The 23,156-nt window shown below is 55.4% G+C and carries 22 protein-coding genes; 3 read left to right on the plus strand and 19 right to left on the minus strand.

Annotation, left to right across the window (positions count from 1 at the left end):
- Positions 1-395 precede the first annotated feature (395 nt).
- The 10 genes from HQN87_RS06260 to HQN87_RS06305 form a co-directional block, all read right to left on the minus strand.
- A complete protein-coding gene (locus HQN87_RS06260; RefSeq protein WP_173129408.1) occupies positions 396-1,727 on the minus strand; it encodes a pyrimidine-nucleoside phosphorylase in 1,332 nt (443 codons plus the stop codon).
- Positions 1,727-2,590 carry a purine-nucleoside phosphorylase gene (locus HQN87_RS06265; RefSeq protein ID WP_173129411.1) on the minus strand — a complete coding sequence of 288 codons (864 nt, stop codon included), beginning with the start codon at positions 2,588-2,590 and terminating at the stop codon, positions 1,727-1,729. Before HQN87_RS06265 ends, HQN87_RS06260 begins: the two co-directional genes overlap by 1 nt.
- A 61-nt stretch (positions 2,591-2,651) precedes the next feature.
- A complete protein-coding gene (locus HQN87_RS06270; protein ID WP_173129414.1) occupies positions 2,652-3,476 on the minus strand; it encodes a purine-nucleoside phosphorylase in 825 nt (274 codons plus the stop codon).
- A gap of 240 nt (positions 3,477-3,716) precedes the next feature.
- A complete protein-coding gene (gene deoB / locus HQN87_RS06275) occupies positions 3,717-4,895 on the minus strand; it encodes a phosphopentomutase (protein ID WP_173129418.1) in 1,179 nt (392 codons plus the stop codon).
- A gap of 173 nt (positions 4,896-5,068) precedes the next feature.
- The gene (xerD, locus tag HQN87_RS06280) at positions 5,069-5,974 is read right to left on the minus strand and encodes a site-specific tyrosine recombinase XerD (RefSeq protein WP_173129421.1); all 906 of its coding nucleotides are present in this window, start codon (positions 5,972-5,974) and stop codon (positions 5,069-5,071) included.
- A 142-nt stretch (positions 5,975-6,116) separates the two neighbouring features.
- Positions 6,117-6,350, minus strand: coding sequence for a DUF4227 family protein (locus tag HQN87_RS06285; protein WP_173129424.1), 234 nt, complete (start codon positions 6,348-6,350; stop codon positions 6,117-6,119).
- Positions 6,351-6,543: 193 nt separating this feature from the next.
- Positions 6,544-7,011, minus strand: coding sequence for a ferric iron uptake transcriptional regulator (fur, locus tag HQN87_RS06290; RefSeq protein WP_173129427.1), 468 nt, complete (start codon positions 7,009-7,011; stop codon positions 6,544-6,546).
- 162 nt (positions 7,012-7,173) lie between these two features.
- A complete protein-coding gene (gene spoIIM, locus HQN87_RS06295; RefSeq protein WP_367272668.1) occupies positions 7,174-7,809 on the minus strand; it encodes a stage II sporulation protein M in 636 nt (211 codons plus the stop codon).
- A gap of 66 nt (positions 7,810-7,875) precedes the next feature.
- Positions 7,876-9,069: an endonuclease Q family protein gene (locus HQN87_RS06300; RefSeq protein ID WP_173129431.1), complete on the minus strand. Its 1,194-nt coding sequence runs from the start codon at positions 9,067-9,069 to the stop codon at positions 7,876-7,878.
- Positions 9,060-9,632, minus strand: a complete 573-nt coding sequence (locus HQN87_RS06305; RefSeq protein ID WP_173129434.1) for an NUDIX hydrolase — start codon at positions 9,630-9,632, stop codon at positions 9,060-9,062. The genes HQN87_RS06300 and HQN87_RS06305 overlap by 10 nt, the downstream gene beginning before the upstream one ends.
- 77 nt (positions 9,633-9,709) lie before the next feature.
- Here HQN87_RS06305 and HQN87_RS06310 point away from each other — a divergent pair, with 77 nt between their 5' ends.
- Positions 9,710-9,883: a hypothetical protein gene (locus HQN87_RS06310; protein ID WP_173129438.1), complete on the plus strand. Its 174-nt coding sequence runs from the start codon at positions 9,710-9,712 to the stop codon at positions 9,881-9,883.
- Between the two features lie 152 nt (positions 9,884-10,035).
- On the opposite strand, the gene HQN87_RS06315 is transcribed toward HQN87_RS06310, so the two are convergent.
- A complete protein-coding gene (locus tag HQN87_RS06315) occupies positions 10,036-11,163 on the minus strand; it encodes a M20/M25/M40 family metallo-hydrolase (RefSeq protein ID WP_173129441.1) in 1,128 nt (375 codons plus the stop codon).
- A gap of 99 nt (positions 11,164-11,262) precedes the next feature.
- On the opposite strand from HQN87_RS06315, the gene prli42 reads away from it, so the two are divergent.
- Positions 11,263-11,364, plus strand: coding sequence for a stressosome-associated protein Prli42 (gene prli42 / locus HQN87_RS06320; protein ID WP_173129444.1), 102 nt, complete (start codon positions 11,263-11,265; stop codon positions 11,362-11,364).
- Between the two features lie 72 nt (positions 11,365-11,436).
- Here prli42 and lipB read toward each other — a convergent pair whose 3' ends face one another.
- The 5 genes from lipB to lpdA all read right to left on the minus strand — a co-directional run bounded on the left by lipB (position 11,437) and on the right by lpdA (position 17,920).
- On the minus strand, positions 11,437-12,174 hold the full coding sequence (gene lipB, locus HQN87_RS06325) for a lipoyl(octanoyl) transferase LipB (RefSeq protein ID WP_436836456.1): 738 nt from the start codon (positions 12,172-12,174) through the stop codon (positions 11,437-11,439).
- A gap of 47 nt (positions 12,175-12,221) precedes the next feature.
- Positions 12,222-13,688 carry a dihydrolipoamide acetyltransferase family protein gene (locus tag HQN87_RS06330; protein WP_173129447.1) on the minus strand — a complete coding sequence of 489 codons (1,467 nt, stop codon included), beginning with the start codon at positions 13,686-13,688 and terminating at the stop codon, positions 12,222-12,224.
- 466 nt (positions 13,689-14,154) lie between these two features.
- Positions 14,155-15,141, minus strand: a complete 987-nt coding sequence (locus HQN87_RS06335; RefSeq protein ID WP_173129450.1) for an alpha-ketoacid dehydrogenase subunit beta — start codon at positions 15,139-15,141, stop codon at positions 14,155-14,157.
- A 3-nt stretch (positions 15,142-15,144) separates the two neighbouring features.
- Positions 15,145-16,176, minus strand: coding sequence for a thiamine pyrophosphate-dependent dehydrogenase E1 component subunit alpha (locus tag HQN87_RS06340; RefSeq protein WP_173129453.1), 1,032 nt, complete (start codon positions 16,174-16,176; stop codon positions 15,145-15,147).
- A 322-nt stretch (positions 16,177-16,498) separates the two neighbouring features.
- The gene (gene lpdA / locus HQN87_RS06345) at positions 16,499-17,920 is read right to left on the minus strand and encodes a dihydrolipoyl dehydrogenase (protein ID WP_173129456.1); all 1,422 of its coding nucleotides are present in this window, start codon (positions 17,918-17,920) and stop codon (positions 16,499-16,501) included.
- A gap of 167 nt (positions 17,921-18,087) precedes the next feature.
- Here lpdA and HQN87_RS06350 point away from each other — a divergent pair, with 167 nt between their 5' ends.
- Complete coding sequence (locus HQN87_RS06350; protein WP_173130154.1) at positions 18,088-18,378, plus strand: DUF2627 domain-containing protein; 291 nt, start codon at positions 18,088-18,090, stop codon at positions 18,376-18,378.
- A gap of 715 nt (positions 18,379-19,093) precedes the next feature.
- On the opposite strand, the gene HQN87_RS06355 is transcribed toward HQN87_RS06350, so the two are convergent.
- From HQN87_RS06355 to HQN87_RS06365, 3 genes are all read right to left on the minus strand, one after another.
- The gene (locus HQN87_RS06355) at positions 19,094-19,285 is read right to left on the minus strand and encodes a hypothetical protein (RefSeq protein WP_173129459.1); all 192 of its coding nucleotides are present in this window, start codon (positions 19,283-19,285) and stop codon (positions 19,094-19,096) included.
- 215 nt (positions 19,286-19,500) lie between these two features.
- Positions 19,501-21,348 (minus strand): ABC transporter ATP-binding protein, encoded by a 1,848-nt coding sequence (locus tag HQN87_RS06360; RefSeq protein WP_173129462.1) that lies wholly within the window; start codon positions 21,346-21,348, stop codon positions 19,501-19,503.
- Positions 21,329-23,146, minus strand: a complete 1,818-nt coding sequence (locus HQN87_RS06365) for an ABC transporter ATP-binding protein (RefSeq protein WP_173129466.1) — start codon at positions 23,144-23,146, stop codon at positions 21,329-21,331. Before HQN87_RS06365 ends, HQN87_RS06360 begins: the two co-directional genes overlap by 20 nt.
- Positions 23,147-23,156 lie beyond the last annotated feature (10 nt).

The raw sequence follows: 23,156 nt of genomic DNA on the forward strand, positions 1-23,156 counted from the left end.
GAATTATGAAATAAGTGGAATTTGTACACTTCCTTCCAGCATAACGACCGCACCCCCTACAATAAATGGATAAACGTCACTTAATTTTACTGATTCCTCCTCTTAGGCGGGTATCTTGGATAATTAAATGTACTTTTTCCAACTAAAATCCAATTATCGTTCATTCAAGGAAAATTAAATGCCCTTTTTCCACTTGCATCCTACAGGGTTTCCTGAACAACCCAACCAGCCCAGCCCAACCAACCCAACCCAGATCAAAACAAACCAAACCAACCAAACCCAAAACCAAACCAAAACAAGCCGCACAACAGCAATTTGCTGATTGTACGGCTTGTTTGGTCATTCCTATGGAATTCAGCTATCCGCTATCCGGAACGACGGAACCGGAGTCCGTTCTAATACCGCGTAACGCCGTCCTTGGTCACCAGTGCGAATACCAGCGGCTGCGGCGGAACCGGCTGGGCGGAGATACGGTAAGCCTCCAGCACCTTGGCTTCGGCCTCCAGCACCTTGCTCTCACTGGCATCGTTCACATGCAGCACAGCCAATATATCGCCTGCGGCTACAGCGTCACCGACCTTAAGCGAGAGCTGGATGCCGACAGCCAGATCAATGACGGATTCCTTCGTCTCGCGTCCGGCACCCAGCAGCATCGCTGCAACGCCAATCTCTTCGGCCTGGATACTCTCCACATAACCTGCCGTTGCCGCCTTCACTTCGATGAACTTGCGGGCGGACGGCAGGGTGTCCGGCGATTCAATCTGTGTGACATCGCCGCCTTGGGCAGACACCATCTGCTTGAACTTATCGAGCGCGCTGCCGTCTTCGATATGGGACAGCAGGATGGAGCGCGCTTCTGCTTCGTCCTTCGCCTTGCCGCCGAGGACAAGCATCTGGCTGCCCAGGATCAGGCAGACCTCCTGGAGATCCTTCGGCCCGTGGCCGTTCAAGGTCTCGATGCCTTCCCGGATCTCCAGGGCATTGCCGATGCCGAAGCCCAGCGGCTGGTCCATGTCGCTGATGACAGCAACGGTGTTGCGGCCGAGATGAGTGCCGATATCCACCATCGCCTGGGCAAGCGCGATGGAATCGTCCAGCGTCTTCATGAACGCGCCGCTGCCGGTCTTCACATCCAGCACGATAGCATCCGCGCCTGCGGCAATCTTCTTGCTCATGACGGAGCTGGCAATCAGCGGAATGGATTCCACAGTTGCCGTCACATCACGCAGGGCATACAGCTTCTTGTCCGCAGGCGTGATGTTGCCGGACTGGCCGATTACAGCCGCGCCGATCTCACCTACCTGGGCAAAAAAGCGTTCCCGGTCCATCTCCACAGAGAAGCCCGTGATCGACTCAAGCTTATCCAGCGTGCCTCCGGTGTGGCCGAGGCCGCGCCCGGACATCTTGGCTACCGGAACTCCGGCAGCCGCAACCAGCGGCGCCAGCACCACGGTAGTCTTGTCGCCCACTCCGCCGGTAGAATGCTTGTCCACCTTGATGCCCGCAATCGGGCTGAGGTCCACCTGATCACCGGACATTGCCATCTCCAGCGTCAGATCGCCGGTCTCCCGCGCGTTCATTCCGCGGAAATACACGGCCATCGCCCAGGCGGATATCTGGTAATCCGGGATTTCCCCTTTGCTGTACCCCTGGATCAGAAAAGCTATTTCTTCACGGCTGAGCTCGCCGCCGTCTCTTTTTTTCTGAATAAGATCAACAGCACGCATTATACCTGCACCTCACGGACAAAGGAGCGCACCAGTCCGATGAATTTAGGCTTGGTCAGGTTCGCCACCTTCACCACCTGCTCATGGGTCAACGGCTCCAGCTCATCCCCGATCGCCATATCGGTGATACAGGTAATGCCGAGCACACGCAGCTTGCTGTGGCTGGCTACGATCACTTCCGGCACGGTGGACATTCCCACAGCATCGCCGCCGAGAAAGGCAAGCATTTTGAGCTCAGCCGGAGTCTCATACGTCGGGCCGCTGATACCGGCATATACGCCTTCCTGCAGGACAAGCGCTTCACCGTCCACCCCTGTTACATCGGCTGCAAGCTTTTTGGCAAGTGCGATATACTCGGGGTCATAGGCACGGGACATATCCGGGAAACGTACGCCCAGCTCCGGATCATTCGGTCCGATCAGCGGGTTGTCGCCCGTCATATTGAGGTGATCGGTAATCAGCATCAGGTCACCCGCTTTGAACGCTCTGTTCATTCCGCCGCCTGCATTGGTGATGACAAGTGTGCCTATGCCAAGCTTGGCCATTACATAGACCGGCAGCACTACTTTGCGCATCTCATACCCTTCATAATAGTGAAAACGGCCCTGCATGATCATAACATCCTTGCCTTCCAGCTTCCCGATCACGAACCGTCCGGCATGGCCTTCTACCGTTGAACGCGGGAAATGCGGAATTTCTTCATAAGGCAGATATACCGCATCTTCGATCTGATCGCCCAGGTCTCCAAGACCTGAACCCAGAATAAGACCGATGACCGGAGTATACGCGCCGAATTTGGATTGAATATAGGCAGCAGCTTCTTGAACCTGAGTGCCGTATGGGACGGTTGTTGATGTTGTCATAGGTTGATCCTCCCGGATATGAATTGTGTATTATAGGGTGTTCTATGGCATGAAGCAGATCTTACATTTTCGGTATAAAAGCCAGCACCAGCTTCAGGAACTGCTCGCGTACACGCTCCGCTGTCTCCATCACCTCTGCATGGTTCAAGGGCTGTTCCAGAATACCCGCAGCCATGTTGGTGATACAAGAGATCCCGAGCACTTCTATCCCCGCATGACGGGCTACGATGGTCTCCGACACGGTAGACATGCCTACGGCATCTGCTCCCTGGCGGCGCAGCATAACGATCTCAGCCGGGGTCTCATAGTTCGGTCCGAGCAGACCGGCGTATACCCCTTCCTTGAACTCGAAGCCCATACTTGCAGCAGCCTCCTTGGCGGCTGCAATCAGGCGCGGGCTGTACGCGGAAGACATATCCGGGAACCGTACGCCCAGAGCATTGTCATTCGGTCCGGTCAGCGGGTTGCGCCCGGTCAGGTTCAGGTGATCGGTAATCAGCATGAGATCGCCGGGGGTGTAATCGGTGTTAACTCCACCGGCAGCGTTGGTTACCAGCAGGCTGGTTACGCCAAGCTCTTTCATTACGCGTACCGGGAACGCTGTAGTCTCTGGGCCATAGCCTTCGTACATGTGGAAGCGGCCTTTCATCATGACCACGCGGCGGCCTTCAATCATGCCGATCAGCAGCTCGCCTTCATGTCCTTCCACCGTGGACACCGGGAAATGGGGAATTTCATGATAAGGAATGACTACTTCTTCTGTGATCAGATCCGCCAGAACACCGAGGCCGGAGCCCAGGATCAGCCCGATTTCGGGGGCGACGGTACATTTATCTTTGATGTATACGGCTGCTTCTTGGATATGGGTTGAGGTTACTGTGGTCATGGGTGGTTCCTCCTTGGGGTGTGTGGGATGAACTTAAGTTACCAGCGCAAAGCGGATTCGTCACTGCGGTGATATTTGGACTTCCGGCCGCTGTTGTCCCCAGATTTCTTGATTGAATACTGCTCCACGCAGTAGAAATCCGGTGACAAAGGCGGTCGCTACCGCTCCTACAGTTCCAAATATCCCCTTTGTTCCTTCAAGCTTGTTGGCTATTTCCTTAAGTTCATCTTGGTTTGATATTTAGACAAGCTCTGAAAGGAAACTCGTCCCATACTGCGGCGCCTTCGCCCCGAAGTTATCGGCAATGGTAGCCGCCACATCAGAGAAGGTCTGGCGGATGCCCAGACTGCCCGGAGTCTTGAATCTCGGGCTGTAGACCAGCAGCGGCACATACTCACGCGTATGATCCGTTCCGGCGTGAATGGGGTCATTGCCGTGGTCTGCGGAGATGATCAGCAGATCATCTTCCCCAAGGGTCGAGAGCAGCTCAGGCAGCGCCTGATCGAATACCTCCAGCGCACGGCCGTAGCCTTCAGGGTCACGGCGGTGGCCGTACAGGGAGTCGAAGTCCACAAGATTGGTGAACAGGAACCCATTGAATGGCTTACGCAGCTCATCAATGGTGATCTGGATGCCGTGCTCATTACTCTTTGTAGGGTACGTAGCCGTAACTCCTTCGCCAGTGAAGATATCATTGATTTTACCTACCGCAATGACATCCTTGCCGATATCCTCGAGTGCATTCATCACCGTCGGCTCCGGCGGCTTCACCGCATAATCATGCCGGTTCGGCGTACGCACGAAATTCCCCGGCTCGCCGACATAAGGACGGGCGATCACGCGGCCTACTGAGAATTCCGGGGCCATCGTCAGCTCACGGGCGATCTTGCAGGCGCTGTATAGTTCCTCCAGAGGAATGATATCTTCATGCGCTGCCAGCTGGAATACGCTGTCCGCCGAAGTGTATACAATCCATGCGCCGGTCTTCATTTGCTCCTCGCCGTATTCAACGAGAATCTCGGTGCCGGAAGCCGGCTTGTTGCCGATAACCTTACGTCCGGTGGCCGCTTCAAATTTCTCGATCAGCTCCGCAGGGAAGCCGTCGAAGTACGTATTGAAGGGAACCTCGATCTTCAGCCCCATCAGCTCCCAGTGACCGGTCATCGTATCCTTGCCTACCGACACCTCCTGCATTTTGCCGTAATAGCCTCTAGGGGCTGCTACCGGTTCAAGCGGCGGGAGCGGAGCAATATTGGCAAGTCCGAGCTGCTGCAGATTCGGAAGCTTAAGACCCGGAACCCGTTCCAGAATATGTCCCAGCGTATGGGAGCCTGTATCTCCAAAATTAGCGGCATCCGGCGCTTCGCCGATACCTACACTATCCAGAACAATAAATCCGATGCGTTTAAATGAGGACATTGCCGTCTTCACTCCTTCAGTAGTTTGCATAATCTTAGAGTCTGCTCTAAGCAGGAAGAAACTCCGGGAGAGCCTCTCCCGGGAGCTGTTTCTTCAGTATGATTCCATCATAACTTTCTTACTCACAAAAAGCATCTTTTTCCGTCGCCCGGCACTTCCAGGGCTGCCTCATCCTATAGATCCGGCAGCTTCGCCCGGGGATGGTGATTCTCGTAGACTTCCTTCATATTCTTGCGGGCAATTCCGCTGTAAATCTGCGTGGTCGATATATCGGAATGGCCCAGCATCTGCTGTACGGAACGCAGGTCTGCCCCGCCCTCCAGCAAATGCGCAGCGAAGGAGTGGCGCAGGGTATGCGGGGTAATGTCCTGCTCGATCCGGGCTTCACGCGCGTATTTTTTGATGATTTTCCAAAAGCCCTGCCGGGTCAGCCGTCCGCCCAGACTGTTCAGGAACAGCGCAGGCTCCTCCTGATTAACGCGCAGCAGCTTGTCCCTCATCCCCGAGGTGTAGCGGGCCACATTGTCCGCAGCGATCCTGCCAATCGGTACCACCCGCTCCTTGCCGGAGGCGCCGCTGCAGCGTGCGAACCGCAAGGCCGTGTTCACATCCTCCACATTCAGCGAGATCAGCTCCGTCACACGGATACCTGTTGCATAGAGCAGCTCCAGCATAGCCTTATCGCGCATCCCCTGGGGAGCGGCTTCATCTGGAGCAGCCAGCAGACGCTCGATTTCTTCAATGCTAAGAATCATCGGCGGCTTCTTGCTCGGCTTGATGGCCTCCATATCCAGAGTGGGATCTTGGCCGATCAGCCGTTCCTTCAGCAAATAATGAAAATAGGCACGCAGCGACACCGTATTGCGGTTCACCGTTGCCGCTGCTTTGCCCGCTCCGCGCAGGGAACCCAGATAGAGCATGATATGTGATCTTCTGATCTCTTCCCCTGCGGTCAACCCGCGTTCTTCCGTAAACTCCAGAAACTGCGAAATATCCCGTCCATAGGATTCCAGTGTACTAGGAGACAATCCTTTGTCCCCGGACAAATACTGCATAAACGGCTGCAAGTGTGACTTCATCAATTCACGCTCCTGTCATACTCAGGCTGCTTCATGCGGCTTCGCAGCGGGTTTAGGTCCAGCAGCCGGAACAGCCATACGTTCCATGACATGCTATAGAAGGATTCGACAGTCCTCTTCCTTTATCCTTCAAGCGGAGCCGTTACTCCCCATACCAGTAGTAGAGACGCAGGCGGTCGGCGGCGCTAAGCCCCTGCTCACTGTACTGGACATCCTGAAACGCCCGGACGGCTGTGCCTTCCGGAATTTCAACATTGCGGGCCGGACTGATCCATGCGCTGACCCAGCTCAAGGCATAATACAGCACACAGCTTATCGCAACCAGCAGAGTCATGAAGTACAGCCGGCGCACAGTTCGGGGCAGAGAAACAATCATCCGGACATTCCTCCTCAAAAGATGAGTTGATATAGCAGCTTGAATCTGCTTCGTACAGAACTCGTCCTTCACTGTATGCGCCGGAGGATTATGTTATGTATACTTAAGTGAAAAAGCTCCCTCCAGCCATTCAGCCGGGGAGAGCTTGCGCGGTAATTCCTCATCTGTATATGAGTTCAGGTTCTATATACGCTTATTCGGGAGTATTGCCGTCTGCATTATTCTTGTCCCTGCAGCGGTAGCAAATTCCGTGAAAATCAAGTCTATGGTCAACAACCGTGAAATTATATTCCTTCTCCAGCCGCTCTTCCAGCGGTCCCAGCCAGTCCTCACGAATCTCATCCATGGTTCCGCATTGCACGCAGATCAAATGATGATGATGATGCTTCGCCGTATCCGTACGCAGATCATAGCGGGCAACACCGTCTCCGAAGTTGATCTTCTCCACGACATGAAGCTCGCTAAGCAGTTCCAGGGTACGATATACGGTGGCAAGACCGATCTCTGGGGCCTTCTCTTTCACTAGCATGAATACATCTTCAGCGCTTAAGTGATCATCCTCGTTCTCCAGGAGAACTCTTAAGGTCGCTTCCCGTTGAGGTGTTAGCTTGTATCCTTGGGATTGTAGTTGTTGCTTAATTTTGTCTATCCGGGCTTCCATTGTCTGCCTCCCCCTTGGAAAATTACCGCACCGGGCTTCAAGCCACTTCTTCCATTATAGGGGGATTGCGTTTGAGAAGTCAAACGCTTTTAGCACATGGAGAAGCACGCTCTGAATGTCTGAATATTAGTCTGGACGGCCAGAACCGTCCGGGCCGCTCCCTCACCCTGCCGACACCAGCATTGGCGTCACCCATCGCATCATCGCCGGCGTAACCCAGGCCTCGAATCCCGAGATCCCCATCACCAGCAGTGCCATCCCCAAGGAGAGCAGAGTATACATCAAGAAAGGCCGGGTCACCTGAGTGCGGCGCTGCTGTCCCAGCACCCGGCTGCGGATCATCAGCAGGGAGAACCCCAGGGCTGCCGCACTGCATACCAGCAGCACCGGAATCAGCACCAGATTATGCGGGGCCACAGAGACAAGCGCAAACAACATCCCGTGCCAGGAGTACTGGCTGACCAGACAGCCGACGGTGAAGCCGATCAGCACGCCTTTGAGGAAATCCAGAATCAGAATCCCCGGAAGCCCGATCACGGATAAGCCGAGAACCCAGATCAGGCCGACCCATTTCAGATGAAAGGCAGCGATACTCCAGTACGAATCCTGCGCGGCAGGCAGTCCCTGCTGATCAACGGTCACGAAGAAGTTGCTTAAGTAATCCCCCAGCTCCTGCTGCTGATCCAGCGTAAGTGCAGTGACGATGAGCGCTCCGAATACAACCCCGACCAGAAATAATACCGCGACAAAAATATAAAGTGGCGTCTGTTCCTTCAGCATCAGCCTTAAACTGCGCACCTGACATTCCCCTTTCCGGTCACATGTTACACCATATGAGGGAATGTCCCGATCTATGACTTGTCCTTAGGTCCTGATCACCTTGCCGTAAGTGCCTCCGCCTCCTGAGGAGAGCGCAAGCCCGCCTGTACGGGCAAGCACAATCAGCTCGGCAAGCTCCCGTCCGGCAACTGCAGCAAGCTCGGCTTCACCCGCCTGATGCAGAATATTCATCTCTGTTCCGAACGCCTCCAGCAGCGTATTCAGCTTACGCTTGCCTAGCCCGGGAATGAACTCCAGAGGCACCTGATAATGATACGGCGGCCGATGCTGCGGGACCTGGGGCAGTGGACGGTCGGCAATGTGCAGAATGCGGTCCAGCACGCCCTGCACCAGCTTCGGACTGCCGCAGTACGGGCAGCGTTCTGAAGTGGCATAGGCCTCATCAATAATGCTGCCGCAGCCGCCGCAATACGTGCGGTGATATTTGCCCAGCCGGGGGTTCAGCCCGAAGTTGGCGCTGACCCGGCGTCCTTCCGAGCGCATCAGGGCCAGCTTCAGCTCCTGGAACGAAGGCTGCTGCATCTCAATCACATTATATTCGCGGCCGATTTTGCCGAGAGAATGGGCGTCGGAATTGGTCAGGAAGCTGTAGCGGTCAAGCTCCGAGATATATCCGGCCATCTCCGAATCCGCGCTGAGGCCAAGCTCCACTGCCGCGATGCGGTCCAGGTCGAATAGTTCAGCCATCCGCTCCGCTGAGCAGCCGTATAATCCCTTGTGCGGAGTGAAAATATGTGCCGGAATCAGCAGCCCTCCCCGTCCCGTAATCTCGTCCTGCAGCTCCCTGGAGGGGGCATAGAGACGCTGGGAGCTGAGATTCACATTGCGCATATGGGCGCTCATCCAGCGGCTGAAATCCTCCATCGTCCCAAGGTCCGGCATAAAGGCCAGGACATGGCACTCCCGCCGCCCGGGCTCACGGATCTCGATCTCGGTCCCCAGGAGGATCGTTGTCCCCCTGTAGGCAATTCCGCCGCCTTCTGCTATCGTCATCTCGCCGGAGTCAAGCGCAGCATGAATATCCCGCAGCACCCCCGGGGAATGGCTGTCGATGATGCCGATCAGGCCGATCCCCTTGCGCTCCGCCGCCTCCTTGGCAATCCCGGCGAAGGTCAGGTCGCGGCTGCCGCTGATTTTGACCGCCTGCCCCTCCGAAGTCCGCCCGATATGCACGTGCAGGTCACAGTATATGCTCTGAAGCGCCGCCTCTAGTGCCATTGTCCAGTCAGCGTATAGAGATGCCAGGCGTAGACAGCCATCATGGTCTTGGCATCGGCAATACGTCCATCTGCGATATATTGGTACGCCTCCTCCAGCGTAAGCTCGGAGACCTCCAGGAATTCATCCTCATCCAGCGCCATCTCACCCGGCTGGGCGTCCTCGGTCACATAGAGGTGAATAATCTCGTCGGCGAAGCCGGGAGAGGTGTAGAACGACTTCAGCAGCTTCAGCCCGCCGCTGTGGAAGCCCGTCTCCTCTTGAAGCTCACGGCCCGCAGCGGCCAGCGGATCTTCGCCTTTATCCAGCTTGCCTGCCGGAATCTCCACTTCGGTCCGGTGCATCGGCTGGCGGTACTGCTCCACTACCAGCATTTTGCCGTCATTCAGCGCCAGTACGGCTACGGCTCCCGGATGCTTCACAACCTCACGGGTGGCGGTATTGCCGTCCGGCAGCTTCACGGTGTCTACCTGGAGGGATATAATGTTTCCGCTAAAAATCGGCTTCGTCGATAACGTTTCTTCATCCAAGGCGGGATTGCTATTGATTTCATCTTTTTTCATAGATTGGTGGTCTCCTTTGGCATGGTTATGCATAGGGTGTATTATAGCAAACTTAAGAGGAAAGAAGGAATGCAGGCATGAATCATTGTCTTGTCCAAGCAAGCTCATCCGCAGTTACAATGGTAGGTAAACCGGAACAGATCAAGGCCGTACTGGCCGGGTGGATGAAGCAGTACGGGCGTGATATGCCCCTCTCCTACATCCTGCTGCTCCAGGCAGAATCGCGGATCACAGCTTCGAAGGCAGGATAATGCCGCATCGTATTGCGTTAAGCATATAAGTTATCTTTGAACAAGAAGGAGCTGTCTCCCGGTGAATCCCGGAAGCAGCTCCTTCTTTGTACTCCCTAGTCCCGGCAGGCTTCCTTAGGATTGCCGTGTGCCTGCAAGGACTTGAATCTTGATCAGCCTTTGAGACTCTCCGCCACAATCGCTACAACCAGGCGGGCCACCTTGACGATGTCTTCGGCCTTGATCCGTTCCTGCGTCGTGTGGATATCCTCATAGCCAACCGCCAGATTCACTGTCGGAACCTTCAGACCGTTGAACACATTCGCATCGCTGCCGCCTCCGGAAGCGAACAGCCGGGTAGTCAGGCCAAGGGAGGTAATCGCACGGTCTGCCAGCTGTACTACAGGATCATTCCCGTTGAAGCTGAACGCCGGATAGATGATCTCACTGCGGAATTCGCTCTGTGCGCCGTTGTCGCGTGCCGTAGTCTCCAGCGCCTCCCGCATAGAGGCAATCTGCAGCTCCACCTTCTCCTGCACAATGCTGCGTGCCTCCGCATCGAGCTGGACATGGTCACAGACTACATTCGTCGGTCCGCCGCCGGCGAACTTGCCGATATTCGCTGTGGTCTCCTTATCAATCCGTCCGAGCTTCATGGCCGAGATCGCTTTGCTTGCTACCTGAATGGCGCTGATGCCATCCTCCGGGTTCACACCCGCATGGGCCGATTTGCCGAAGATCTGCATCGTTACCCGCGCCTGAGTCGGCGCAGCGATGGCGATGGCCCCTACTTCACCGTTGGAATCCAGCGCGAAGCCCATCTCTGCATCCAGATGCGCCGGGTCCATCGCACGGGCGCCCATCAGGCCGGATTCTTCGCCTGTCGTAATGACAAACTGAATCTGCCCGTGCGGGAGCTTCTGCTCCTGAATGACCCGGATCGCTTCGAACAAAGCTGCCAGTCCCGCTTTGTCATCCGCTCCGAGAATCGTGCTGCCGTCACTTCTGATCCAGCCGTCTTCCCCCAGGGAAGGCTTGATATTCTGGCCGGGAACCACGGTATCCATATGACAGGTGAACAGCAGCTTCGGTGCGCTCACTCCGCTGTCCGCAGGCCAGGTAACGAACAGGTTGCCTGCCCCGTGCCCCGTTCTCTCCATGGAATCATCTTCCACTGCGCTCAGCCCCAGGCTGCCGAACTTCTCCTTCAGCACGTCGGCAATCCGCCGTTCATTACGGGTCTCACTGTCAATACGGACAAGCTCCATGAATTCATTGATTAACCGTTCTTGTGATATCACTTGGACTTCCCTCTCTTTCGCGGATACGTTACAATGGTTGTACTGCGTTCAATATAGAGCCTACGCTCTTAACTTAAACTAATCTCAAAGGAGTCACTCATGCAACGACAAAAATGGTTCAAAATCATCATCTACATCATGCTGTTCGCCATGATCGCCTCTACAGTGCTGTTCGTCATCGAACCGTTTATGGCCGGTTAATCACGCTTAGCGCGTAAGTGACAGCGCCCGGGAGACCCGGGCGCTGTTTGACTATGCCTGTATGCCTGTTCCTTACTCGGCCGAACTTACCGCCCCGGCAACCGCTTCATACGGGAATTGTTGCAGGAAATAAGGCAGCAGCTCGGAAGCCACCGTCTCTACGCTGAAAGAGCGCCCGGTGCATTCCGCAAGCGAAGTCACTCCGTATTCAGCGATGCCGCAAGGGATAATCCCCGCGAAGCCGCTCTGACCGATTCCGGCCGATACGTTGAAGGCGAAGCCATGGCTGGTGACAAAACCTCTGCGGAATTTACACTTGTTGAACTTGACGCCAATCGCACATATTTTCTCATCGCCGACCCATACTCCGGTATACCCCTGCTTGCGGGTTCCTGTAATCCCATAACCCTCCAGATAGGCAATGATCACGGACTCCAGCCTGCGCAGATACCCGTGCAGATCGACCTTGCCGTTCTCGCCCAGCTTCAGCAGCGGATAGCCGACGAGCTGGCCGGGGCCATGATATGTAATATCTCCTCCGCGGTCAATCTCAAACAGCGCAATCCCTTGTTTCTTGAGCTGTTCCCCGCTGAGGAGCAGATGCTCCGGATGATTCTGTGAACCGATGGTGTACGTAGGCGGATGCTGCACAAGGATCAGCCGCTCGGAGGCGGTACCTGCGTCAATTGCCTGTACCGCCTGCTTTTGCAGCTCCCAGGCCGCCCCGTACTCCATCAGCGGGAGATAGGTAACCTCCAGTTTGCTTAAGTTCAGGTCATCCATGATCATAAGGTCCCCTTTGCTTCTCATTCTCCCTGTCCCAGGAGTCCACAGCGGCCTTGATTAACTTGAATTAATTAGTACAGCTTCGTATCCGGCGTATACCCTTCCACGTTATCCTTCACGCGCTGCAGGAACCGTCCGCTGATGACCCCATCCAGAATCCGGTGATCCAGCGACAGGCAGATATTGGCCATCGACCGCACGGCAATCATATCATTGATGACGACAGGCTTTTTGACGATAGATTCAAAGGTTACAATCGCCGCCTGCGGATAGTTAATAATCGGGTAAGACAGAATCGAGCCGAACGAGCCGGTATTGTTCACCGTGAACGTGCCGCCCTGCATATCATCCAGCCGCAGCTTGCCTTCACGTGTCTTCAGCGCCAATTCGTCGATCTCGCGGGCCAGCCCGGCAACATTCTTCTGGTCGGCCTTCTTGATGACCGGCGTCATTACGGAATCCTCCGTGCCTACGGCAAGCGAGATGTTGATATCGCGTTTGACGATGATTTTGTCAACGGCCCAGACCGAGTTCATGATCGGGTAATCCTTGATGGCACTGACAACAGCCTTCATCAGAAAAGCCAGATAGGTCAGGTTAATGCCCTCTTTGCGCTTGAATTCGTCCTTCAGCTTGTTGCGCAGCACCACCATATTGGTCACATCAACCTCGATCATCGTCCAGGCATGGGGAATCTCCGAGACACTCTGGCGCATTCTTGTCGCAATGGTATTGCGGATCGGTGTAACATCAATCAGATATTCCGAGCTGCTGCCCCGTCCGCCTTCGATCTCAATCGTCGGAATCTTCGGCGATTCACTGAGATGCAGGCCGGAATTGCGCACCTGCTGATGCACATCATGAACCGGCTGGAACACCGGCTGCAGCGCTGCCGGTGCAGGAGCGGAGTCAGGTACAGGCGCAGCGGCGGGTGCTGCTGCGGGTGCTGTGGCTGCGGGTGCCGGCGGCTGAACGGCAGAGGCGCCGCTTGCAAGGAACGTGAGCACATCCTTGCGTGTGATACGTCCGCCCAGGCCGGTGCCCGGCACGGCCGCAAGGGAGATGCCGTGCTCGGCGGCCAGCGTCTGCACAGCCGGAGAGTAACGGGAGCGCATCGGAGCCGCGGCATCATAAGCCGCGGCAGCCGGTGCTGCCGGCCGCGCGGCGGCGTGAGGCGGCTGCGGCGCGGTGCCGGATACTGCCGCAGGTACAGCGGCAGTTGCGGGTCTGTCCCCAGCCGCTGCCTGCGGCTGGGCGGCAGGGCTTGGCGCGGCTGCAGCGGAACCAGCCACTGCGATGCGGGCGATGATCTCGCCGACGCTGACCGTCTGGCCTTCTTCCGCGAGCAGCTCAACCAGCGTGCCGTCCACCGTCGCAGGCAGCTCCGCGTTCACCTTATCCGTAATCAGCTCACAGATCGGCTCATATTGCTCAATGGGATCGCCCGGCTGCTTCAGCCACTTCCCGATGGTTGCCGATACCAGCGATTCCGCGAGCTGCGGCATAATTACATCCGTCAGCGTTGTATTGTCAGACATAATGTCACTCCTTAAAGTTTGGTAAGCATACACTTCCTGAATTCACTTCGACAAAACTGGCTTCGGAAGCAACGCTTAAGTTTGGTAAGCATACACTTCCTGAATTCACTTCGACAAAACTGGCTTCGGAAGCATACGCTTAAGTTTGGTAAGCCTATACTTCACGAATCCGCTTAGTACAAACTGGTTTCGAAAGCATACGCACGAAATCCTGCCTCAAATACAACATTCCACCACTTAAAGCGGCCAGAAGTCAAAAAAGTTGCACAAAAGGCAGCATTCCTCATCATCCAAGCGGATAAGCGAGTGAATTGTTGCATTTCATGCAGCAATCTATCCACCCCACCGCTAATCCCGAATCCAAGTTGCAATAACTGCAACATTCATGCCCAATATACATAGCAGGGTGAGCTTAAGTGTGAGGAGCTCACCTGCTGTTCCATATGTCAATTCTCATGTTCCAATATCAGTACTCCGCCAACCGCAGCATCTCAGCCTTCACCTTGTCCTTGCTCAGCAGGAAGAACTTCTCCATCGGCGGAGAAATCGGCATCGCCGGGACGTCAGGCCCGCACAGGCGGAAGATAGGTGCATCCAGATCGAACAGACAATGCTCGGCAATGATCGCCGCCACTTCGGCGCCGATGCCTCCGGTCTTGTTGTCCTCGTGGATAATCAGCACTTTACCGGTCTGCCGGACAGCCGCAATAATTGCGTCGCGGTCGAGCGGCTGGAGCGTGCGCAGATCAAGGATATGCGCGGTAACGCCATGCTCGCTCTCCAGCTCCTCCGCTGCCTGCATCGCAAAATGCAGCGGCAGGCTATACCCGATCACCGTAATATCGCTGCCCTCACGCAGGAGATTCGCTTCGCCGATAGGCACCGTGTAGTCGCCCTCCGGCACATCGCCCTTGATCAGCTTGTAGCATTTCTTGTTCTCGAAGAACAGAACCGGGTCCGGGTCACGGACAGCGGCCTTAAGCAATCCCTTGGCATCTGCTGCCGAGTATGGGGCCACAATCTTCAGTCCCGGCGTACCGAAGAAGATGGATTCAGGACACTGGGAATGATACAGTCCGCCAAAGATTCCGCCGCCGATAGGGGCGCGGATAACGATAGGACAGCTCCAGTCATTATTGGAACGGTAACGGATTTTGGCCGCTTCGCTGATAATCTGGTTCGTTGCGGGCAGCATGAAATCGGAGTACTGCATCTCGGCAATCGGCTTCATGCCATACATGGCAGCGCCGATAGCAACCCCTGCAATGGCTGACTCCGCAAGCGGGGTATCAAGCACACGTTCTTCGCCGAACTGCTCCTGGAGTCCCTTGGTAGTTGTGAACACGCCGCCCTTCACGCCGACATCCTCACCCAGCACGAATACCGACTCATCGCGCTCCATCTCTTCCTTCATTGCCAGCCGGATTGCATCAATATATTCCATCATCGCCATGGCTTAAGCTCCTCCCTTAAGGCCGGATTCATCGTACACATGCAGCAGCGTATCTTCCGGTTTCGGGAACGGTGCATTCTCCGCGTAGGTTATGGCCTCTTTCAATTCAAGATTATATTCGGCAGCCAGATCACGCTCCTGCTCGTCACTCCACAGACCGAGTCCGGTGAGATACGTGCGGAACGCGGCGATGCCGTCTTTTTTCCAGTTCGCATCGACTTCTTCCTGGGTCCGGTAAGCCAGATCATTATCCGAAGTGGAATGCGGAGAGAGACGGTACATCATCGCTTCAATCAAGGTTGGTCCCTCTCCGGCAACCGCACGCTCCCGGGCTTCCTTCACTACACGGTAGACCTCAAGCGGATCGTTGCCGTCCACCCGGATGCCGGGGAAGCCGTACCCCAGCGCACGGTCGCTGACCTTGCCGCCAAGCTGCTTATGAGCCGGGATGGAGATTGCATACTGGTTATTCTGGCAAAATATAATGACAGGCAGCTTATTCACACCCGCAAAGTTACAGGCTTCATGAAAATCTCCCTGGTTACTGGAGCCTTCCCCGAAGGTGACGAAGGAGACGAACTTCTTCTTCTGCATTTTGGCCGCCAGCGCGAAGCCTGCCGCATGTGGAACCTGGGTCGTTACGGGGCTAGAGCCCGTTACAATACGCAGGCGCTTGCTGCCGAAGTGGCCCGGCATTTGCCGGCCGCCGCTGTTGGGGTCTTCCGCCTTAGCGAATACGGACAGCATCAGCTCACGCGTGGTCATTCCCGCCGTCAGAACAAAAGCATAGTCGCGGTAATACGGAAGGAAATAGTCGTTCTCCCGGTCCAGCGCAAATGCAGCCGCGACCTGCGCCGCTTCCTGCCCGATGCCGGATACATGGAAGTTGATCTTCCCCGCGCGCTGCAGCAGCAGACTGCGCTCATCATATTTCCGTCCCAGCTGCATGAATCTGTACATATCAATAACCTGGCCGTCAGTGAGTCCAAGCTGCTTATGTCTGTTAACCGTTTCTACAGTACCTTGGGATTCCATATAAGAGGTACCTCCTAAAAGTTTGGTTGGTGTTAACCGTTCCGGGTCCGCAACTGTTCTGCCGGCTCGGAAGTGTTCACCTGATGTGTTAAGCTATGACTTAGCTTGTGCTTTGCCCTGATCCTATAACCAGGTACTAAATCCATTATAATCCCTTTCCCTCCAAAAAGAAAAGCCAAAATCACCCCACCACGCGGAGTCTTTAGGGTGAAACTGGACTCAGCTACTGTCCAGGGACCTAATATAGCCGGTATAGAGTCATTTAGGCGCTTCACGCGCCTTCAGCTCCTTCCGGCTAACTGTATAACCTCTGTATCGTATCCTAGTATCCGATTGCTCTTCCATCCACCGCCAGCATCGCTTCCCCGATAATCTCCGAGAGCGTCGGATGGGCATGAATCGCCTCACCGACCTCCCAAGGTGTTGCATCCAGGAGCTGCGCCAAGGCGGCTTCACCGATCAGATCGGTCACATGCGGCCCAATCATCTGTACCCCGAGAATATCCCCGCTCTTCGCGTCGGCAACCACCTTCACGAAGCCGTCCTTCATTCCGTAGACAATCGCTTTGCCGATAGCGGAGAAGGGGAACTTGCCGGTCACGGTCTCGCGGCCGAGCTGCTTCGCTTCCTTCTCTGTATAACCGACACTTGCCACTTCGGGCCGTGTATAGACACAGCGCGGGACCAGATGGGCTTCATACGGATGGAGGGCTTCGCCCGCCAGATGATTGACGGCACGGATGCCTTCATGGCTGGCGGCATGGGCCAGCTGCAATCCGCCGATGCAATCCCCAATGGCATAGATATGCGGTTCACCGGTTTGCATATTGGCATTCACCGCAATGACGCCTTTGTCGTAGCGGATATCTGTATTTTCCAGTCCAAGATTCTCGATATTCGCCACGCGTCCAACCGATACCAGCAGCTTCTCGGCCGACAGGCTCTGACTCTGCTCCCCCTTGCGGGCTTCAATCGTAATCCCCGTCTCCGACACCTTGGAAGTCTCTGCATCTACCGTGGTGCCGGTCAAGACCCGGACTCCGCGCTTCTTCAGCAGGCGCAGCAGCTCACGGGCCACCTCTTCATCCTCCTGCGGCAAAAGCTGGCCGGCAGCTTCGACTACAGTGACCTGCACACCGAAATCAGCCAGCATGGAAGCCCACTCCACTCCGATCACTCCGCCGCCCACAATAATAATGGATGCCGGCAGCTCCTCAAGCGTCAGCGCTTCCTCGCTGCTCAGAATTACCTTACCGTCCGGCGCAAGGCCCGGCAGAACACGCGGACGCGAGCCGGTGGCGATGATGAGATTCGTGGAGACCACGGTCTCCATCTCGCCATCCTCCATCTCCACGGCCACTGCGCCGCTGCGCGGGGAGAAGATCGACGGGCCGATAATCCGGCCCTTGCCTTTTACAATCTGAATCTTATGCTTGCGCATCAGATACTGCACGCCCTGATGAAGCTGCTCCACAACCGCTTCCTTGCGCTGCTGCACTTTGGGGAACACCAGCTCTACGCCTGTTGTCTTTATGCCATAGCTTTCGCTCTCATTAATTTCCGCTAATACCTCTGCACTGCGCAGCAGTGACTTGCTGGGAATACAGCCGCGGTGCAGACAGGTTCCGCCCAGCTTGTCCATTTCAATAACGACGACGGATTTGCCCAGCTGCGCAGCGCGGATCGCCGCCACATAACCGCCGGTACCTCCGCCAAGTATCGCCACATCACAGGTCATTGTCATGATATGTATCCTCCAGTCATTCCTCTAAAGTTCAGCCTAACCTATTATATTGTACTCTCTTTCGCTGGTAATACAAAACTTACAAACGTCATGTATGCATGGACTTTTACAGATTGAAGCGTTATCATATGGGTAAATTCCAACGGCTGCGAAGAGGAGCGACTGTTATGAAACTGCTGATTTCACGCTTCATTGCCATCCTGATCCTGGTGATCCCCGGCCTTCTGGCGATGACGGGCTTCCTGATGATGAAAGATGATCTGTTCAACTATTTCGCGATGCATGGCGACGACACGGTCGTACCGGACTTCGCGTGGCTGCATTTTGGCGGCGGACTGGTGCTGTTCCTGGCCGGAATGAGCTTCCTGGGCGGCTGGATTCTGACCCGCGACCGCAAGAAGAACTATGTGGGCCCCCGCTTCAGAGAGAAACAAAAAGCCGAGCAGCCCCCGTCCTAAGCCAACTTTTGTTCATAACATATAGAAGCAGGGGATGCCTCCAGCCATCATTGAACCGGCTGCGAGGCATCCCCTTGTTGTTAGCTATTGAACATTTAACTGGAGGACTCCCGATTCACACCAGACGCCGCGTGAACAGCACAATGTGCTCTGTGAGAATGCGCTACGAGTCTACGGCTCACAGGCTAAGAGTCTATCGCTCAAGGGTTACGAGTCCATCGCTCAGGCACTACAAGCCTAACACTCATGAGCTACGAATCTATCGCTCAGGCGCTGCGACTCTAACTCTCATGCGCTACGAGCCTGTCACCCAAGCGCTAAGTGTAGTTTGTACAACTATAATGCTCGATTTCGGTCCATGGAGAGGTAGACTAATGTGCCCGATCTTAGTTGTACGGAATGCATCTATCCGAACTTATTCGGTAATTCGCAGCTTTATAGCTGTATGAAATACAACTATCCGTGAGATTACGAGATACGAGATACGATTCACAGTATGCGGTTCGATAGTAGAGCTTACCAACAGCACAATTGCACAATGTACAACAGAAAAGAGTAATATCAGGCAGAATTCAGAGGCTATTGCACTTCGTACAGCAGAATTCAGGCAAAACCCGCTTTTCACCCTAAATCATCAAAATCTAGTGTACCAAATACAATAGAATGCAATTTCCCGCTGAAAAATCAGATGTCTATTGCACAAAATACAGTTACCTTATAAATCATGCGCCGCAGCTTCTGCATTCCATTCGCCGTATGCACCAGTGTGAGCATTACCCCGCTTCTTCTCACTTACAACACTTTCCACACTTACCGTACTTATCGCACTTACAGCACTTACTGAACTTACTACACTTACTACACTTACTGCACTTACAATACCTACTGCACTTTCCGTACTTCCCATACTTGTCGCATTTATCGCATTTATCGCGTTTATCGTACTTACCTCACTTACCACACTTGCCGCCTTACGCACTTCCCCTTACCCTTCCCCTCACTCATGCCTCAGCTATGACTCACTCATGCCTCACCCATGTCTCACCCATGTCTTACACATGCCTCAGCAATGTCTCACTTATCACTCACTTATGTCTCACTTATGACTCACTTATTTCTCACTCATGCCTCAGCCGCTTCTTTACTCCCCCGCACCAGCTCGCTGTAGAGGCCGCCCTGCTGGAGCAGCTCCTCATGGGACCCTTGCTGAAGCAGGCGTCCGCCCTCAAGCACCAGTATGCGGTCGGCAGCCCGGATCGTGCCCAGTCGGTGGGCGATGACGAAGCTGGTCCGGCCGCGCATCAGCGCCTGGAGGCCTTCCTGGATCTTGATCTCGGTCACCGTGTCGATGCTGCTCGTAGCCTCATCCAGCACCAGCATGGACGGATTCGCGAGAATTGCCCGGGCAATAGCCAGCAATTGCTTCTGTCCCTGGCTGATGCCGCTGCCGTCTACGGACAGCATCCGGTCGTAACCGTCCTGTAGCCTCATGATAAAGGCATGAGCATTGGCAAGCTTCGCCGCTTCCTCGACCTCTTCGTCCGTGGCATCCAGTCGGCCGTAGCGGATATTATCGCGGATCGTGCCTTTGAACAGAAAGGAATCCTGCAAGACGAAGGCCATCTGGCTGCGCAGGCTTTCCCGGGTAATCGTGGACAACTCCCGTCCGTCCAGCGTAATGCTTCCCCGGCTCGGATCGTAGAAGCGGGACAACAGGCCGATCAGAGTGGTTTTACCCGCCCCGGTAGGTCCAACCAGTGCAATCATCTCACCGGGCTTCGCTTCAAAAGAAATATCCTGTAGCGTATCCGCGCCCCCCTCATAGGAGAAGGACACGCCCGAGAATTTCACCGCTCCTTCCACATGCTGTAGCTTGACCGCCGCGCCTTCATCCCGGGCTTCCGTCTCTTCATCCAATACCTCGAACACCCGCTCCGCTCCGGCGATAGCCGACAGCAGCGTATTCCACTGATTCGCCAGATCGTTCAGCGGACGGGTGAACTGGCGCGCATATTCGGCAAAAGCGATAATAATCCCTACCGTCACAAGCCCGCGGATCGCAAGCAGCCCCCCGACTCCGGCAACGATAGCAAAGCTCAGGTTGTTCAGGCCATTCATCAGCTTGGGGATAAAGCCCGAAATTGCTTGGGCCCAGTATCCCGACAGCATAATCCGCGTATTGCGCTCCCTGAAGCCGGTAATCACCCGCTCCTCTTGTGAGAAGGCCTTAATAATCCGCTGCCCGGACAACGTTTCTTCGATGAAGCCGTTCAGTTCTCCCATATTGCGCTGCCGCTCCTTGAACAGCGGACCGGTCCGCCGGGTAATCCAGCGCATACCCAGCATCATCAGCGGCACTACAATGAAGGTCAGCAGCGTCAGCAAGGGACTGAGCCACAGCATTACACCGACGGTGCCGACCAGCGTCAGGATGCTGGAGAAAATCTGAATCGCCGAGCTGTTCAGCGTCGAGCTGATATTCTCAATATCATTCGTGAGCCGGCTCATAATTTCTCCCTGCTGCCTGCGGTTGAAGAAGGAGATCGGCAGGCGGTGCAGGTGCGCGAACAACTCCGTCCGCATACGGTAGACCGTCTCTTGGGCCACTTCGATCATCCAGACATTTTGCAGCCAGGAGACCAGTGAGTTGAGCAGATAGACCAGAGCCAGTATCAGCAGGAAAATGCCCCAGGTTCTGCCTCCCGCCCCGCCTAGGTAATCGTCCACCGCCCGGCTGATCAGATAAGGTCCAAGGAGCGACAGGCCGGAGCTTAACAGAACCATGAACAGCACCAGTACCAGCTTGGCCCTGCGCTCCGCAAGGTAATGCCATATCCGTCCTAATGTGCCGGACCAGTTCTTAGCCTTGGCCTTCGGCTTCCGGCTGCCCATCGCCCCGAAGACTTTGGCCTCCCCGTGACCTACCTCCAGCTTCGGATAGCGGAACGGCTCAATGAGTGCTTTGAACATGCTGCGCCTCCCCTGTCTGCGATTGATAGATTTTACGGTACAGCGCGGACTCTTCCATCAGCTCGGCATGGGTCCCTTGCGCAATCAGGCGGCCTTCATCCAGCAGCAGAATAAGATCTGCCGATGCGGTCGAGCTGATCTTCTGTGTAATCAGGAACGTCGTGCAGGACATTTTTTTGAGCTCCGCCAGCAAAAGCCCCTCAGTCACCGCATCCAGCGCACTGGTGCTGTCATCCAGAATTAGTATCGCGGGCCTGCGAACCAGCGCCCGCGCAATCGTCAGGCGCTGCTTCTGCCCGCCCGACAGGTTGACTCCGCGCTGCCCGAGCTGGGTGTCGTACCCCTGCAGCAGCGCTGCAACCGTCTCATGAATCTGGGCCGCTGCCGCCGCCTGTTCAATGTCCGCCTGACTCGCCTGGTCGTTCCCCCAGGCAATATTTTCACGGATGGAGCCGGTGAACAGCAGCACCTCCTGCGGCACATAGCCAATCGAGCGCCGCAGTGCCTGTATATCCATTTCTGTGTGATTTTTTCCGTCCACCCGGATCATACCGCTGCCGCATTCATACAAGCGGGGAATCAGCGTGACCAGAGAGGATTTGCCGGAGCCGGTTGCCCCCATGATCGCTACACGCTCGCCCGGCTGCACGGTGAAGGAGATGTCCTCCAGCACCTTAATATCACTGCCCGGATAACTGAAGCTGACCTGCTGGAATTCAACCTTACCTTGAACAGCAGGCGCCTGATGGTCAGAGCCCTTGTGGAATACACTCTGGCTCTGACCATGCTGTGAAGAAAGACCAGCTTGTACTGGCGTAGCTCCGTTCCCGGTCGTCATACCGAGCTCTCCCGGGCCTTCACTTGCCGACATCACTTCAGCAATCCGCACAGAAGAAGCCCGGGCGCGCGAGAAGCTCACCATAATCCAGGACAGTGCTGACAGCGCTCCCATGGTGCGCAAGGAGTAATTAATAACCGCAACCGTCTGCCCCAGTGTCGCATCCCCTGTGGAAATCTCGATGCGTCCGAACCATAACACTGCCAGAATCCCTGCATTCACGATGATCATGATGAACGGTGTCGAGGTCTCCGTCAGCCGCAGCGCAGCCACAGTCGATCTCATCAGCTCCCCGCTGAACGCAGCAAACCGGCCAATCTCATGGCCCATCCGCACAAATACACGAATCAGCCGGATACCGGTCAGATTCTCCTGAATGACCCCATTGACGCCGTCCAGCCGGTTCTGTACATTGCGGAACAGCTCAGAGGCCCGGCGCATCAGCCAGATCATGAAGATCACCAGAAACGGAAGCGTTACCGTAAGCAGCAGCCCCAGCTTGACATGCACCACGAGCGCCATAACCACGCTGCCTATCACAACCAGCGGAATACGGGTCATGAACCGCAGACCCATGAATATCGTATCCTGCAATTGAGACACATCACCGGTCAGCCGTGTAATGAGCGACGAGGTCGGGAAACGGCTGAATACATCGTAAGTGAAGGATTGTACCTTCTCATACAGCTTATCCCGCAGGTCGAACGCAAACCCCTGACTTGTATGAGATGCAAAAAAGGAGCTGAGTATTCCCGCAAGAAAAGCCACTGCCGCGCTCCCCACCAGCACACCGCCCCACAGCCAGACGACAGCCGTATCCTGCTGCCGGATACCGTCATCTATAATTTTGGAGATCAGCAGCGGCTGCGACAGCTCAACCGCCAGTTCGATCAGCATCATGACCAGCGCGGCAATGGCGGCGACACGGTATTTTTTAAGATAAGTGAATGTCAGCTTCATCGAAGATACC

Source organism: Paenibacillus tritici, assembly GCF_013204885.1.
GTDB lineage: Bacteria > Bacillota > Bacilli > Paenibacillales > Paenibacillaceae > Paenibacillus_AQ > Paenibacillus_AQ tritici.

What these genes read in the sequence shown, in the direction of transcription:
- HQN87_RS06300 (WP_173129431.1), bottom strand. Translation starts at nt 9,069, where the DNA reads ATGGCACTAGAGGCGGCGCTTCAGAGCATATACTGTGACCTGCACGTG.
- lipB (WP_436836456.1), bottom strand. Translation starts at nt 12,174, where the DNA reads ATGAGAAGCAAAGGGGACCTTATGATCATGGATGACCTGAACTTAAGC.
- HQN87_RS06305 (WP_173129434.1), bottom strand. Translation starts at nt 9,632, where the DNA reads ATGAAAAAAGATGAAATCAATAGCAATCCCGCCTTGGATGAAGAAACG.
- HQN87_RS06285 (WP_173129424.1), bottom strand. Translation starts at nt 6,350, where the DNA reads ATGATTGTTTCTCTGCCCCGAACTGTGCGCCGGCTGTACTTCATGACT.
- HQN87_RS06260 (WP_173129408.1), bottom strand. Translation starts at nt 1,727, where the DNA reads ATGCGTGCTGTTGATCTTATTCAGAAAAAAAGAGACGGCGGCGAGCTC.
- fur (WP_173129427.1), bottom strand. Translation starts at nt 7,011, where the DNA reads ATGGAAGCCCGGATAGACAAAATTAAGCAACAACTACAATCCCAAGGA.
- prli42 (WP_173129444.1), top strand. Translation starts at nt 11,263, where the DNA reads ATGCAACGACAAAAATGGTTCAAAATCATCATCTACATCATGCTGTTC.
- xerD (WP_173129421.1), bottom strand. Translation starts at nt 5,974, where the DNA reads ATGAAGTCACACTTGCAGCCGTTTATGCAGTATTTGTCCGGGGACAAA.
- HQN87_RS06330 (WP_173129447.1), bottom strand. Translation starts at nt 13,688, where the DNA reads ATGTCTGACAATACAACGCTGACGGATGTAATTATGCCGCAGCTCGCG.
- lpdA (WP_173129456.1), bottom strand. Translation starts at nt 17,920, where the DNA reads ATGACAATGACCTGTGATGTGGCGATACTTGGCGGAGGTACCGGCGGT.
- HQN87_RS06340 (WP_173129453.1), bottom strand. Translation starts at nt 16,176, where the DNA reads ATGGAATCCCAAGGTACTGTAGAAACGGTTAACAGACATAAGCAGCTT.
- HQN87_RS06335 (WP_173129450.1), bottom strand. Translation starts at nt 15,141, where the DNA reads ATGGCGATGATGGAATATATTGATGCAATCCGGCTGGCAATGAAGGAA.
- HQN87_RS06270 (WP_173129414.1), bottom strand. Translation starts at nt 3,476, where the DNA reads ATGACCACAGTAACCTCAACCCATATCCAAGAAGCAGCCGTATACATC.
- deoB (WP_173129418.1), bottom strand. Translation starts at nt 4,895, where the DNA reads ATGTCCTCATTTAAACGCATCGGATTTATTGTTCTGGATAGTGTAGGT.
- HQN87_RS06355 (WP_173129459.1), bottom strand. Translation starts at nt 19,285, where the DNA reads ATGGGAAGTACGGAAAGTGCAGTAGGTATTGTAAGTGCAGTAAGTGTA.
- HQN87_RS06350 (WP_173130154.1), top strand. Translation starts at nt 18,088, where the DNA reads ATGAAACTGCTGATTTCACGCTTCATTGCCATCCTGATCCTGGTGATC.
- HQN87_RS06265 (WP_173129411.1), bottom strand. Translation starts at nt 2,590, where the DNA reads ATGACAACATCAACAACCGTCCCATACGGCACTCAGGTTCAAGAAGCT.
- HQN87_RS06360 (WP_173129462.1), bottom strand. Translation starts at nt 21,348, where the DNA reads ATGTTCAAAGCACTCATTGAGCCGTTCCGCTATCCGAAGCTGGAGGTA.
- HQN87_RS06365 (WP_173129466.1), bottom strand. Translation starts at nt 23,146, where the DNA reads ATGAAGCTGACATTCACTTATCTTAAAAAATACCGTGTCGCCGCCATT.
- HQN87_RS06310 (WP_173129438.1), top strand. Translation starts at nt 9,710, where the DNA reads ATGAATCATTGTCTTGTCCAAGCAAGCTCATCCGCAGTTACAATGGTA.